Source organism: Streptomyces sp. NBC_01268, from assembly GCF_036240795.1.
GTDB lineage: Bacteria > Actinomycetota > Actinomycetes > Streptomycetales > Streptomycetaceae > Streptomyces.
On sequence record NZ_CP108454.1, the window covers coordinates 2702352 to 2716538 of the forward strand.

A 14187-nucleotide genomic window follows, 5' to 3' on the forward strand; every position below is an offset into this window, starting at 1 on the left:
CAGGGGGGGCTCATGCCCAGCACGACCACGGCACGGGCCTCGACGGCTCCCGCCTCACCGGCACAGGCCTCACCGGCACCGTCACCGGCACCCGCGCACCGGCCGCGGCGGCCGCAGCGCTCCCCCCGCCCCGCCTTCGCCCTGCTCGGCACCGTCCAGGCCACCCTGATCTTCACCCTCGCCTCGCTCGCCGTGCCGCTCCCCCGGATCGGCGCCGAACTGCGCCTGGACCGGGCCGATCTCATCCTGCTCAGCGCCGCCTACGGGCTGACCTTCGCCGGGCTGCTGCTCTTCGGCGGCCGGCTCGCCGACCGCTACGGCGGGCGCCGGGCGCTGACCGCCGGGCTCCTCGTCTTCGGCGTCGCCTCCGCCCTCGCCCCGCTCACTCCCGGGTACGGCACGCTGCTCGCCGCCCGGTTCGCCCAGGGACTCGGCGCCGCGCTCGTCGCCCCCGCCGCGATGGGCGTGCTGCGCGCCCTGTACCCGGCGCCCGCCGCGTACGGCAGGGCCATGGCCACCTGGGGCGGCCTCGCCGTGCTCGGCGCGACCGCGGGCAACCTGCTCTCCGGGGTGATCTCGGCCGCCGCCTCCTGGCGCTGGACCTTCGCCGTCCCCGTCGCCGTGACCGCCGCCGCCCTGCTCCTGGGCCCGCGCCTGCTGCCGGACGCGGCACCGGACCAGGACCCCACCCGGCCCGCCCGGGGCCTCGACCTCCCCGGGGCGCTGCTCGCCACCACCGGGATCACGCTCGCCAGTTACGGACTCGTGCTCACCGACGCCCGCCCCTGGGGCTCGGCCGACGTCCTCGTCCCGCTGCTCGGCGGCCTGGCGCTGCTCGCGGGCTTCGCGCTCGTGGAGCGGCGGGCCGCCGATCCGCTGCTGCCGCCCGCGTTCCTGCGCGACCGGCGCCGGGGCCTGGGGCTCGCCGCCGTGGCGCTCACCGCCTCCGGCACCGCCGGGGTCTTCGTCCTGCTGTCGCTGGCGCTCCAGGAGGGCCGCGACTGGTCCGCCCTGCGCACCTCGGGCGCCTTCGTGCCGTTCGCCGTCGCGCTGCTGCTCGCGGGCCGGGCGGCCGGGCCGCTGATCCGGCGGTACGGGGCGGGGCGCGCGACCGGTGCCGGGCTCGGCACCGGGGCCGTGGGCCTCGGGCTGCTCGCGGCCACCGGCCTCGACCCGGCCGTGCCCTACGCGTACGGCCTGCTGCCCGGCCTGCTGCTGCTCCCGGTCGGCGCGGCGGTCTCCTTCGCGGGGGCGGCCGTGATCGCCACCGAGGGGGTGCCGGCCCGGGACGGCGGCCTCGCGGGCGGCGTCCTGAACACCGCGATGGAGCTGGGCCCCACCGTCGTCTTCGCCGCCGTGCTGACCCTCGGCACGGACGCCGCCTCCCTGGCGGCGACGGCCCTCGGCTTCGCGGCCCTGGCCGCGGCGGCCTCGCGCACCAGGTGAACGTCCTCGGTGCACGTCCGAAGTGAACGTCCGAAGTGAACGTCCGAAGTGAACGTCCTCAAATGCACCTTTCCACCAAGGAGTCGACCATGACGTCCGCACCCTTCTCCGCACGCTTCTCCGGCCGCACCGTCCTCGTCACCGGCGGCGGCACCGGCCTCGGCCGGGCCATCGCGCTCGCCTTCGCCGCCGAGGGCGCGAAGGTCGCCGTCGCGGGCCGCAGCACCGCCACCCTGGACGAGACGGTGGCGCTGATCGAAGAGGCGGGCGGCACCTCCGCAGCCTTCGCCGCCGACGTGTCGGACGCCGCGTCCATGCGGCGTCTGGTGGGCGCGACGGTCGAGGCCTTCGGCGGTCTCGACGCCGCCGTGAACAACGCGGGGGTCTTCCGCGGCGGTCACTCGGCCGCCGACTTCCCCTTGGAGGACTGGCACACGCTCCTCGACATCAACGTCACCGGCGTCCTGCACGCGCTCCAGGCGGAGGTCGCCCACATGCGCGCCCACGGCGGCGGGGCGATCGTCAACATCTCCTCGAACCTGGGCCCCCACGTGCGCATCCCGGGCGTCTTCGGCTACCAGGTCTCCAAGGCGGCGGTCTCCGCGCTCACCCGGGCCGCCGCGCTCGACCACGTCGCCGACGGCATCCGGATCAACGCGGTCAGCCCGGGTGCCTCGGAGTCCTCGATGTCGCTGCGGCCGGGCGAGACCGAGGCCGAGCGGGAGGTGCGGATGAAGGAGGAGTCGCCGCTGGGGCGGATCTCCTCGGCGGCGGAGGTGGCGGCGGCGGTGCTGCACCTGGCCTCCGACGCGGCCGGTTCGACGATCGGGGCGGACCTGGTCGTCGACGGCGGCGTCTCCGCCTGACACCGCCGCCGGGCCGGGGCCCGCCCGGACCACCTCCGGGCACCGCCTCGGTGCTCAGCCCTGGACGGCGGCCGGGTCCATCCAGAAGACCTCCCAGTGGTGCCCGTCGAGGTCGGTGAAGGAACGCCCGTACATGAAGCCGTGGTCCATCGGCTCCTTCGCCGCACCGCCCCCGGCGGCGAGGGCCGCGTCGGCCAGCTCGTCGACGGCCTCGCGGGAGTCACGGCTGAGGGTGATCAGCACCTCGGTGTTCTTCGTCGCGTCGGAGATGTCCTTCCCCGGCGCGGTGAAGGTCCGGAACTTCTCCTCGGCGAGCAGCATGGCGAAGATCGTGTCGCTGATCACCAGACAGCCCGTCGTCTCGTCCGAGAACTGGGGGTTGAAGGAGAAGCCCAGCTTGTCCCAGAAGGCCTTGGTGGCGTCGAGGTCGCGGGCGGGCAGGTTCACGAAGATCATCTGAGCCATGGTGTCGTCTCTCTCTTCCGTTCCGTACGGGTCCGTTCCGTACGGGTCCGTTCCGTAGGGGTGCTTACGAGAGTGAAGACCGGGCGCGGCGACGAAACTCATCGCCGCGCCGAAGGTTCTTTCCGATCGTGCCTCAGACCGCGTTCTGGACGGAGGTCGTCGCCGTCCCGGAGTCCACGATCGCGGTCACGCCGGCGCCCCGTCCGGTCAGGTCGTTGCCGACCAGCCAGGTGTCGGTGGAGCCCGCCATGACGCCGATCGCGACGCTGGAGGCGCCACCGGTGAGGGCGCTCACGGTGTTGCCCTGGACGAAGGCGCCGGCCGCGTTCCCGCCGACGCGGACGGCGTAGGCGGCGGCGCCGGTGACGCGGTTGCCGCGGACGGTGATGCCGCTGACGCCGGCGCTGATGCCGTGGCCGGTCGTGGTGAGGACCGTGTTGTCGGCGACGAGGGTGCCGGTGGCGGCGGAGTCCACGCCGATGCCGTCGCCCTGGACGTCGGAGACGCTGTTGCCGACGACGATCGCGTTCGGGGAGTTCTGGACGTGGAGGGCCTGGCAGTTGCCGGTGGGGCTGGTGCGCAGGGTGGTGGTGACGGTGTTGCGGCTGATCGTCAGGCCGTCGGTCTGCGTGGCGTAGATCCCGGCCTCGCCCTTGACCGAGGTGATCGTGTTGCCGCTGAGGGTGACGGACCGGTGGCGGGCGCCGCCGGTGGGGACGGTGACGGAGATGCCGCCACCGCCCTCGATGCCGCTGAGGGTGTTGCCGGTGACGGTGATGCCGCTGAGGGCGTTGCCCTGGGGCGAGTTGAGGTAGACGCCGTGGGAGGCGGTGCCGCGGATCGTGTTGTCGGCGATGACCGAGTCCTGCCAGTCGGCGACCCGAACGCCGTACGCACCGCTCTTCTCGACCGTGTTGCCGATGACCCGGATCCGCCGGTGGGCCACGCCCTTGGCCCCCCAGTGGTCCCCGCACAGCGCGCCGAACGGCCCGGTCGTCGTCCCGGGGCGCAGGACGCAGCCGGTGATGAGGATGTCCTCGCAGGGCGTGGCGTCGTACGCGGGGGCGGGCAGGTTGCCCTCGGTGGCGCAGGTGATCTGGACGGCCTCCTTGGTGGTGAGGCTCGCCCCGTCGCCGGGGTGGTGCCCGTCGAAGACGCAGTTCACGACGGCCGCGTTCCGGACCGCGTTCAGCTCGATGGCGTGCGCGGAGGGGGTGTCGACGAAGGTGCAGTCCTTGACCAGGACGCCCTCGCAGTGGGCGAAGCCGATGGCGTCGCTCTGGGTGCTGAAGACGCCGCCGCGCATGTCCCAGGTGCCGCCGAGGACGGCGATCGAGCCCGCGCCCTGGTAGCCGTACACGGGCGTGACGGAGTCGAAGTTCTTCAGCAGACCGCCGTTGTTCCCGGTCCGCACGATGCGGGCCCCGTACGCGGAGACGGTGGTCCCGGCGCCGACGACGAGACCGGTCCCGATCGGGTAGGTGCCCGGCGGTATCAGCAGGGTCGCCGGGCCCTGGACGGCCTTCAGGGCGGCGAGCGCGCTCTTGAACGCGGCCGTGTCGTCGGTGGTCCCGTCGCCCTTGGCCCCGTGGGCGGGGGCGGTGACGTCGACGACGGTCCCGCCGCCGGTCACCGCCGCGGCGGGTGTCGCGCCGAGGACGGCGGCGCCGCCCCACGCTCCGACGAATCCGCCCATGGCCAGCATCAGCGAACGACGTTCCACGCTGGGCTCCCCCTTGTTTCGATGTTCGTGCCGACGGGTGTGTCGATCTTCGGAGGAGGAGGCTACGTCAGACCCCGGGCCCTTCCGCCGGAGGGGCTCCGCCGACAGCCCGCCGCTCCCCCGTCATCGCCCGTTGACGCCCAGTCAATTCCGCCCTCCTAGGTTCCGGAAGCGCGCGACCCCGTCGCCGACCGGTGCGACGGGGCGGTTCACACCTCGAATCAGGAGTGGGACGTGGAGCGACGCAGTTTCCTGCGTGGAGCGGTCATCGGTACGTCGGCCGCCGCCTTCGGCGGCACCTTGTGGCGCGGGGCGGCCTTCGCCGCGCCCGCCCAGCCCGGACCCGGCCCGTACGGGGCGCTCGGCGCCGCCGACGCGAACGGCATCCTGCTGCCGGCCGGCTTCACCAGCCGGGTCGTGGCCCGGTCCGGCCAGGCGGTCGCGGGCACCTCGTACGCGTGGCACAGCGCTCCCGACGGCGGCGCCTGCTTCGCCGACGGGACGGGCTGGATCTATGTCTCGAACTCGGAGATCAACCCGGGCGGCGGCGCGAGCGCGGTGCGCTTCGACGCCTCGGGCACCGTCACCGACGCCTACCGCGTCCTGTCCGGCACCCGGCAGAACTGCGCGGGCGGCAAGACCCCGTGGAACACCTGGCTGTCCTGCGAGGAGGTGTCGCTGGGCTACGTCTACGAGGCGAACCCGTGGGGCGGCACCAGCTACCGCCGCGACGCCATGGGCCGGTTCAAGCACGAGGCGGCGGCCGCCGACCCGGTCCGCAAGGCGGTCTATCTGACCGAGGACGAGACCGACGGCTGCTTCTACCGCTTCGTCCCCACCACCTGGGGCGACCTGTCCGCGGGCACCCTGCAGGTGTTCAAGGCCGGCACCGCGACCTCCGGCACCTTCACCTGGCAGAACGTGCCCGACCCGGACGGCTCGCCGGCCACCACCCGCAGCCAGGTCTCCGGTGCCAAGCGCTTCAACGGCGGCGAGGGCTGCCACTACGCCGACGACACCGTCTGGTTCACGACCAAGGGCGACAACCGGGTCTGGCAGGTGAACCTGGCCGCCGGGACGTACGAGCTGGCCTACGACGACTCGCTGGTGACGGGCGGCGGCGCGCCCCTCACGGGCGTCGACAACATCACCGGCTCCGCCTCCGGCGACCTGTTCGTCGCCGAGGACGGCGGCACCATGGAGATCTGCCTCATCACGCCGGACGACGTGGTCACGCCCTTCCTGCGGATCAGCGGCCAGTCCGGCTCCGAGATCACCGGACCGGCCTTCTCCCCCGACGGCCGGCGCCTCTACTTCTCCAGCCAGCGCGGCACCAGCGGCAGCTCCTCGGGCGGCATCACCTACGAGGTGACCGGCCCGTTCCGGGCGTAGCAACGCGTCTCACGGGGGGTCCGGGCGCCGCCGAGCAGGGCGGCGCCCAGGGGCGTGAGGGTGTGCAGCACCGCGTTGCCGTGGCGCAGCGTGGCGACCAGGCCGGCCTCGCGCAGCACGCCCGCGTGCTGGCTCGCGGAGGCGAGGGAGACCCCCGCCCGGCGGGCCAGTTCGCTGGTGGTGCCGCCGTCGCCGATGGCGCTGAGGACGGCCGAGCGGGTGTGCCCGACGAGCTTGGCGAGCGAGGGCAGGCCCGGCTCGCGCACGGTCGGCGCCTCGCAGTGGGTGACGGGATAGACCAGCACCGGCGGCAGGCCCGGGTCGCGGAGCACGACCGGGGTGCCGCGGCAGAAGTAGGACGGCTGCAGCAGCAGCCCGCGCCCGTCGAGGTGCACGTCCCGCTCGACGGGGTAGTCGGCCTCCAGGACGGGGCTGCGCCAGCGGAGCATCGGCGGCAGCGAGGCGAGGAGTTCCTCCGCGCCCCCGTCGAGCAGGGCCCGTCCGCGCAGCGCCCGGTCGGTCTCCACCCGGGCCTGGATGTGCGACCAGTACGGTTCGACGGCGGCCCGGTGGTAGCCGCGCAGGGCCGCGACGAGCCGCCCGAGGGGCTCCGACGCGCCCTCCGCGAGGGCCCGCAGCGCGGCCGGCACGGCCGGGCGCCCGGCGCGGGTGGTGCCGAGCAGCGCGACCTCGGCGTGAATCCTGCCGGGCGGGGTCGCGCGGATCGCGTCGAGGGCCTCATCGACTCCGAGGATGCCTTGCGGCGGAGTCAGGAAGTCGGGGAAATAGCCGCGGCCCGGAACGAGCGCGGCGAGCAGCCGGGTCTCGGCGCCCAGCCGTACACGCGCTTCCGACCGCCATTCGCGGAAGACCATGGATCCGCGCCGGTCCCTTAAACGGTGAAAACTGAGAATCGTTTCCCAGAGAACGTCCGGCCGGGCGGCCATCCGGACCCCGGCCAAGTCGTTTCCGCTGAAATGAATCCGCAGCATGGAACCCCCACCTGTGCACTCGCAACCACCCCCGACGACGAGTATGCACAGCATCACTGCACGTTACCAGGGTGTTTCAGCCACACTTGAAAAGCCTCGCGGCGAACACAGGTCAACCGAAAAGCTGTGCGTGTCGGGCAGGAAACCTTCAGGACCGAGGTGACGTGGCGAAGACCGTGGGGGGCTTCGTCTCGTCCGGCGGCGGTCGGCGAGGTTGCGGCTCACCTGCCCGATGAAAAATGGGCGCGGCCTCCGGGTGGGGATCCGGAGGTCGCGCCTGTCTCATTCTTTGCGAAAGTTCAACGGCGTTAGAACGTCGTTCGACAGCGCTCATTGTCGTTCAATGTCCAATAATCCAATGCCTCGCATTCGCGCATGGACTTGAACAGGAACTCACATTTGCCCAACGATCATGTAACACCACACCTGGGACGAAATACGACGGGGCGGACACCTCCGCACAAGGTGTCCGCCCCGTCCCTCTTGCGAACCGGAGCCGCCGCCCATCGGTCTTGAGGGTCGGGGACGGACGGCGGCTCCGGTGGTCAGCGGGTCAGCGGCTGTCGCTGCCCTTCGCCTCGGCCGCCGCGCGGCCGGCCTCCAGGCGCGCCACCGGGATCCGGAAGGGCGAGCAGGAGACGTAGTCGAGGCCCACCTCGTGGAAGAAGTGCACCGACTCCGGGTCGCCGCCGTGCTCGCCGCAGACGCCCAGCTTGATGTCGGGGCGGGTGGCACGGCCGGCCTCGACGGCGCTGCGCACCAGGGCGCCCACGCCGTCCTTGTCGATGGTCTCGAAGGGGCTGACGCCGAAGATGCCCTTCTCCAGGTACGCGGTGAAGAAGCTGGCCTCCACGTCGTCGCGGGAGAAGCCCCAGACCGTCTGGGTCAGGTCGTTGGTGCCGAAGGAGAAGAACTCGGCGGCCTCGGCGATCTGACCGGCGGTCACCGCGGCGCGCGGCAGCTCGATCATGGTGCCCAGGGCCAGCTTGAGGTCGACGCCGGTCTGCGCACGGACCTCGGCGATGACCTCCTCGGCCTCCTCGCGGACCAGCTCCAGCTCCTGGACGGTGCCGACGAGCGGGATCATGATCTCGACGCGCGGGTCGCCCTTGGCGTCGATGCGCTGGGCGGCGGCCTCGGCGATGGCGCGGACCTGCATGGTGAACAGGCCGGGGATGACCAGGCCGAGGCGGACGCCGCGCAGACCCAGCATCGGGTTCTGCTCGTGCAGCCGGTGCACGGCCTGGAGCAGGCGCAGGTCGTTCTCGTGCGGCTCCTTGCGGGCCTCGGCGAGGGCGACGCGCACCGAGAGCTCGGTGATGTCGGGCAGGAACTCGTGCAGCGGCGGGTCGAGCAGCCGGACGGTGACGGGCAGGCCGTCCATCGCCTCGAAGAGCTCGATGAAGTCCTGCTTCTGCAGCGGGAGCAGCGCCTTCAGCGACTCCTCGCGCTCCTCGTCGGTGTCGGCGAGGATGAGCCGCTCGACGTACTGGCGGCGCTCACCGAGGAACATGTGCTCGGTGCGGCACAGGCCGATGCCCTGGGCGCCGAAGCGGCGGGCGCGCGAGGCGTCCTCGGCGTTGTCGGCGTTGGCGCGGACGCGCAGGCGGCGGACGCGGTCGGCGTAGGCCATGATCCGGTGGACGGCCTGGACCAGCTCGTCGGCGTCGTCGGCGCCGGCGTGCATGCGGCCCTCGAAGTACTCGACCACCGGGGACGGTACGACGGGCACCTCGCCGGCGTACACCTTGCCGGTGGAGCCGTCGATGGAGACGACGTCGCCCTCCTCGATCACCACGCCGGAGGAGGTGGTCATCCGGCGGCGCTTGGTGTCGACCTCGAGCTCCTCGGCACCGCAGACACAGGTCTTGCCCATGCCGCGGGCGACGACGGCGGCGTGCGAGGTCTTGCCGCCGCGGGAGGTGAGGATGCCCTCGGCGGCGATCATGCCGTCCAGGTCGTCCGGGTTGGTCTCACGGCGGATGAGGATGACCTTCTCGCCGGAGCGGGACCACTTGACGGCCGTGTACGAGTCGAAGACGGCCTTGCCGACGGCCGCGCCCGGGGAGGCGGCGATGCCGCGCCCGATCTGCTCGACCTTGGCGTGCTCGTCGAACTTGGGGAACATCAGCTGGGCGAGCTGGGCGCCGTTGACCCGCTGCAGCGCCTCGGCCTCGTCGATCAGGCCCTGGTCCACGAGCTGGGTGGCGATGCGGAAGGCGGCACCGGCGGTGCGCTTGCCGACGCGGGTCTGCAGCATCCAGAGCTGGCCGCGCTCGATGGTGAACTCGATGTCGCAGAGATCCTTGTAGTGGGTCTCCAGCGTGTTCATGATCTCCATGAGCTGGTCGTACGACTTCTTGTCGATCGACTCGAGCTCGGCGAGCGGCACGGTGTTGCGGATGCCGGCGACGACGTCCTCGCCCTGTGCGTTCTGCAGGTAGTCGCCGTAGACGCCGGCGTGGCCGGAGGCGGGGTCGCGGGTGAAGGCGACGCCGGTGCCGGAGTCGGGGCCGAGGTTGCCGAAGACCATCGAGCAGACGTTGACGGCGGTGCCGAGGTCGCCCGGGATGCGCTCCTGGCGGCGGTACAGCTTCGCGCGGTCGGTGTTCCAGGAGTTGAAGACGGCCTCGATGGCGAGGTCCATCTGCTCGCGCGGGTCCTGCGGGAAGTCGCGGCCGGTCGCGGTCCTGACGATCTTCTTGAAGTGCTCGACCAGCTGCTTGAGGTCGGCGACGTCCAGGTCGGTGTCGCTGGTGACCTTCTTCGCGGCCTTGGCCTCGTCGAGGGCGTCCTCGAAGAGCTCGCCGTCCACGTCGAGGACGGTCTTGCCGAACATCTGGATGAGACGGCGGTACGAGTCCCAGGCGAAGCGGGCGTTGTCGGCCTGCTGGGCGAGGCCCTCGACGGAGACGTCGGAGAGGCCGATGTTGAGGACCGTGTCCATCATGCCCGGCATCGAGAACTTGGCGCCGGAGCGGACCGAGACCAGCAGCGGGTCGTCCGCCTGGCCCAGCTTCTTGCCCATCCGGCTCTCCAGGGCGTCGAGGTGCGCGCTGACCTCGTCGCGGAGCTCGGCCGGCTCGGAGCCGCTCTCGAGGTAGACCTTGCAGGCCTCGGTCGTGATCGTGAAGCCGGGGGGGACCGGCAGACCGAGGTTGGTCATCTCGGCCAGGTTCGCGCCCTTGCCACCGAGAAGGTCCTTGAGGTCCTTGTTCCCCTCGGTGAAGTCGTACACGAACTTCTGATCATTAATTTCCGACACGGGTCCCGACTCCTCGACGACTCGGTTGGCTGCCCTGACGGCGAGGAACATACCCAGATCGAAGGCTTCTGGGGAGGTACGCCTACCGGTCATCCGGTCTTAACCACCCGTCCGCCAGCACATCGAAAGTAACTGATCGGTAGCTTCCGCTTTCACACCCCGAAGTCGAGTTGACTCATTTCAGGGCTTGACCGCTCAAGTGAGCGCCCAAAGGAGCATCTGCGTTCAACTCTTGAACACAAAAAGGGTGGCACTCCGTGCCACCCTTCAAGCGGAAGACGGGCCCGTAACATGCTCATCTGAGCACTACCCCTATCAAGGGTGGCGAGAATCACTCGCCAGGAAGGGCCCGAATCGCGGCCTCATCTCACCCGCCGGACGTGTCCAGCTCCGCGTCCTCGCTCACTCCGGCGCAGTCGTACGGGTCCTTCAGCCAGCCGTCCGGCAGGACAACCCGCCCATTTCCGGACGTACGCCCACGCGGGCCGTCCGCACCCACCGGCCAGGACTGGTCCAGGTCGAGCTCGCTCAACTGAGCGCTCAGTTCGTCCAGCGACGAGGTGATGGCCAGCTTCTTGCGCATCTCCGAACCGACCGAGAAGCCCTTCAGGTACCAGGCGACGTGCTTGCGGAAGTCGACGACACCGCGCGACTCGTCGCCCAGCCACTCCCCGAGCAGGCGCGCGTGCCGCACCATCGTGTCCGCGACCACCCGCAGCCCCGGCTGCGCGTACTGTCCGGTCCCCTCGAAGCCGGCCACCAGGTCGCCGAAGAGCCAGGGGCGCCCGAGGCAGCCGCGGCCCACGACCACGCCGTCGCAGCCGGTCTCGCGCATCATGCGCAGGGCGTCGTCGGCGGACCAGATGTCGCCGTTGCCGAGCACCGGGATCTCCGGCACGTGCTCCTTGAGCCGCGCGATCGCGTCCCAGTCGGCCGTGCCGCCGTAGTGCTGCGCCGCGGTCCTGCCGTGCAGGGCGATCGCGGTGACGCCCTCCTCGACGGCGATCCGCCCGGCGTCCAGGAAGGTGATGTGGTCGTCGTCGATGCCCTTGCGCATCTTCATCGTGACCGGCAGGTCGCCCGCGTTGGTCACGGCCTCGTGCAGGATCGCCCGCAGCAGCGGCCGCTTGTAGGGAAGGGCCGAGCCGCCGCCCTTGCGGGTCACCTTCGGCACCGGGCAGCCGAAGTTCAGGTCGATGTGGTCCGCCAGGTCCTCGTCCACGATCATGCGGACGGCCTTGCCGACGGTCACCGGGTCGACGCCGTACAGCTGGATCGAGCGCGGCTTCTCGGTCTCGTCGAAGCGGATGAGCTGCATGGTCTTCTCATTGCGCTCGACCAGCGCCCTCGTCGTGATCATCTCGCTCACGAAGAGGCCCTTCCCTCCGGAGAACTCACGGCAGAGGGTGCGGAAAGGGGCGTTGGTGATGCCGGCCATCGGCGCGAGCACCACCGGGGGCTGCACGATGTGCGGCCCGATGGCGAGGGGGGAGAACGCGGTCATCCGCCCATTGTCGCGCACCGCGGAGGTCGTTAGACAGCCGTACTATCCGCACATGTCCGAGCTCACACCCCAGCGGCCCACCGCCGCCCTCCTCCCCCGGCGCCGCCGGCTGCTGGTCCTGGGCATCTGCTGCCTGAGCCTGCTGATCGTCAGCCTGGACAACACCGCCCTCAACGTGGCGCTCCCCTCCATGCGGCGCGAGCTGGACGCCTCCGTCTCCGGACTGCAGTGGACCATCGACGCCTACACCCTGGTGCTCGCCTCGCTGCTGATGCTCTCCGGCTCCACCGCCGACCGGATCGGGCGACGCCGGGTCTTCACCACCGGACTCGTGCTCTTCGTCCTCGGCTCGCTGCTCTGCTCGCTCGCGCCCAGCCTGGAGGCGCTGGTCGCGTGCCGGATGGTGCAGGCGGTGGGCGGCTCGATGCTCAACCCGGTCGCCATGTCGATCATCACCAACACCTTCACGGAACCGGCCGAGCGCGCGCGGGCCATCGGCGTCTGGGGCGCGGTCGTCGGCATCTCCCTGGCGGCGGGCCCGCTGGTGGGCGGCCTGCTCGTCGGGTCGGTCGGCTGGCGGGCGATCTTCTGGGTCAACCTGCCCATCGGCCTGGCCGCGCTGCTCCTCACCCTCCGGTACGTCCCCGAGTCCCGCGCGCCCCGCCCCCGGCGCCCGGACCCGGTGGGCCAGGTCCTGGTGGCGCTGCTGCTGGGCTCCCTCACGTACGCGATCATCGAGGCCGGCCCGCTGTTCGCGGGGGTGGCGGCCGCCGCGCTGGCCGGGATCCTGGTCTACGAGCCGCGACGCCGCGAACCCCTGATCGACCTGCGCTTCTTCCGCAGCGCGCCGTTCAGCGGGGCCACCGTGACGGCGGTCGGCGCCTTCGCGGCGCTGGGCGGCTTCCTCTTCCTCAACACGCTCTACCTCCAGGACGTCCGGGGCCTCTCGGCCCTGCACGCGGGGCTCTTCATGCTGCCCATGGCGGCGATGACCTTCGTCTTCGCGCCGATGTCGGGGCGCCTGGTGGGGACGCGCGGACCGCGCCCCTCGCTGCTGCTCTCGGGGGCGGCGATGGCGGCGGGCTCCCTGCTGTTCGCCGCCTTCGACGCGGAGACGAGCACGCCGCTGCTCTTCACCGGGTACGTGGTCTTCGGCATCGGCTTCGGCATGGTGAACGCGCCGATCACGAACACGGCGGTGTCCGGGATGCCCCGCGCGCAGGCCGGGGTGGCCGCGGCCGTGGCGTCCACGAGCCGCCAGACCGGCCAGACCCTGGGGGTCGCGGTGGCGGGCGCGGTGCTGAGCGCGGGGCTCGCCTCCTCCCCGTACGCGGCGGCCACCGGCGATCTCGACGGCTTCGTGGCGGCGAGCCGGCCGGCCTACTGGATCATCACCGCCTGCGGCCTGTGCGTGCTCGTCGCCGGGGCGCTGACCAGCGGGGCGTGGGCGCGCGGGACGGCGGAGCGGACGGCGGCACGGCTGGCGGAGGAGGAGGAAGAAGAAGAGGGCGGCGGGGTTCAGGCGACGGCCAGGGCGTCCTCGCCCTGAGGCACGGCGGGGGCGGAAGCCCCGGCTTCCCCGTTCTCCTGCGCCGCCTCCTCCGCGAGGATCAGCGCCCGGAGCCGTTCGATCCCGGCCCGGCTCGCCTCGTCGACGGGGACGTACGTCACGAGCCGCGGCCCGGCGGCGGGGCCGAGGTACAGGTTGGTGTGCTCCAGCCTGAGCAGGCCGACGTGGGCGTTGTGGATGAGCTTGGTCCGTCCGGACTGGTCGACGACGTCGTGCCGCGCCCAGATCTCGCGGAACTCCGGCGAGGCCGTACGGAGCCGGTGCAGCAGCTCCTTCCAGGCGGGTTCGGCGAGGTGCTCGGCCATGGCGGCGCGCAGCTTGCCCGCCAGCGAGGCGAGGACCTCGGGCAGGTCGGTGACGGCGGCGCGGAAGTCGTCGTTCGTGAACGCCAGCCAGAGGCTGTTGCGCTCCTCGCGGGGCAGCGCGTCCAGGTCGCAGAAGAGCCGGCCGAAGGTGCGGTTGTGGGCGAGGAAGTCGTAGCGGCTGTTCTGCACGGCGGCCGGGACCGGCTCCAGCTGGTCGAGGAGGCCGCGCAGCGCGGGCGTGACGGCCGGGCAGGGCGTCTCGGGGTGCGGGTCGGTCTGTCCGGCGAGGGCGAAGAGGTGGTTGCGCTCGGTGGGGTCGAGCAGCAGGGCGCCGGCGAGGGCGTCCAGGACCTGGGGGGAGACCTGGATGGGCCGCGCCTGCTCCAGCCACGTGTACCAGGTGACGCCGACGGCGGAGAGCTGGGCGACCTCCTCGCGGCGCAGCCCCGGGGTGCGGCGGCGGCGCCCGCGCGGGAGGCCGACCTGTTCGGGGCTGATCCGCTCGCGGCGGCTGCGCAGGAAGCCGGCGAGCTCGTGGCGGCGGATGTCGGGCTCGCCGGAGGTGCCGATCGCCGGTGCGGAGGTCATGACCGTCATGCTCCCAGGGTGCCGGGGCGCTCAGCCCGTTGCCAGGTAGTGCTTGTACCAGGATAAAGAGA

Annotated in this window: 10 protein-coding genes; 4 read left to right on the plus strand and 6 right to left on the minus strand. The window is 72.0% G+C overall.

The genetic code is table 11. From position 1 onward, the window contains the following. Positions 1-12: 12 nt before the first annotated feature. Positions 13-1446: an MFS transporter gene (locus OG309_RS11955; protein ID WP_329420410.1), complete on the plus strand. Its 1434-nt coding sequence runs from the start codon at positions 13-15 to the stop codon at positions 1444-1446. Positions 1447-1535: 89 nt separating this feature from the next. Continuing rightward, entirely contained in the window at positions 1536-2312 is a 777-nt protein-coding gene (locus OG309_RS11960) for an SDR family NAD(P)-dependent oxidoreductase (RefSeq protein WP_329420411.1), read from the plus strand. Between the two features lie 54 nt (positions 2313-2366). Here the strand turns inward: OG309_RS11960 and OG309_RS11965 are convergent, their stop codons facing one another. Both OG309_RS11965 and OG309_RS11970 read right to left on the minus strand, forming a co-directional pair. Then, complete coding sequence (locus OG309_RS11965; RefSeq protein WP_329420412.1) at positions 2367-2777, minus strand: VOC family protein; 411 nt, start codon at positions 2775-2777, stop codon at positions 2367-2369. Between the two features lie 133 nt (positions 2778-2910). Beyond that, the gene (locus OG309_RS11970) at positions 2911-4500 is read right to left on the minus strand and encodes a right-handed parallel beta-helix repeat-containing protein (protein ID WP_329420413.1); all 1590 of its coding nucleotides are present in this window, start codon (positions 4498-4500) and stop codon (positions 2911-2913) included. 234 nt (positions 4501-4734) lie between these two features. On the opposite strand from OG309_RS11970, the gene OG309_RS11975 reads away from it, so the two are divergent. Continuing rightward, positions 4735-5892: a PhoX family protein gene (locus tag OG309_RS11975; RefSeq protein ID WP_329420415.1), complete on the plus strand. Its 1158-nt coding sequence runs from the start codon at positions 4735-4737 to the stop codon at positions 5890-5892. On the opposite strand, the gene OG309_RS11980 is transcribed toward OG309_RS11975, so the two are convergent. The 3 genes from OG309_RS11980 to dusB form a co-directional block, all read right to left on the minus strand. Then, positions 5862-6884, minus strand: coding sequence for an ArsR/SmtB family transcription factor (locus tag OG309_RS11980; protein ID WP_329420416.1), 1023 nt, complete (start codon positions 6882-6884; stop codon positions 5862-5864). The two genes, OG309_RS11975 and OG309_RS11980, sit on opposite strands and share 31 nt — an antisense overlap. Before the next feature lie 553 nt (positions 6885-7437). Then, a complete protein-coding gene (gene ppdK / locus OG309_RS11985; RefSeq protein WP_329428282.1) occupies positions 7438-10149 on the minus strand; it encodes a pyruvate, phosphate dikinase in 2712 nt (903 codons plus the stop codon). Between the two features lie 367 nt (positions 10150-10516). Beyond that, entirely contained in the window at positions 10517-11653 is a 1137-nt protein-coding gene (dusB, locus tag OG309_RS11990) for a tRNA dihydrouridine synthase DusB (RefSeq protein ID WP_329420418.1), read from the minus strand. 52 nt (positions 11654-11705) lie between these two features. On the opposite strand from dusB, the gene OG309_RS11995 reads away from it, so the two are divergent. Continuing rightward, positions 11706-13202, plus strand: coding sequence for an MFS transporter (locus OG309_RS11995; RefSeq protein WP_329420419.1), 1497 nt, complete (start codon positions 11706-11708; stop codon positions 13200-13202). Here the strand turns inward: OG309_RS11995 and OG309_RS12000 are convergent. Further along, positions 13172-14125, minus strand: coding sequence for an MmyB family transcriptional regulator (locus OG309_RS12000; protein WP_329420421.1), 954 nt, complete (start codon positions 14123-14125; stop codon positions 13172-13174). The genes OG309_RS11995 and OG309_RS12000 overlap by 31 nt on opposite strands. Between the last annotated feature and the right edge of the window lie 62 nt (positions 14126-14187).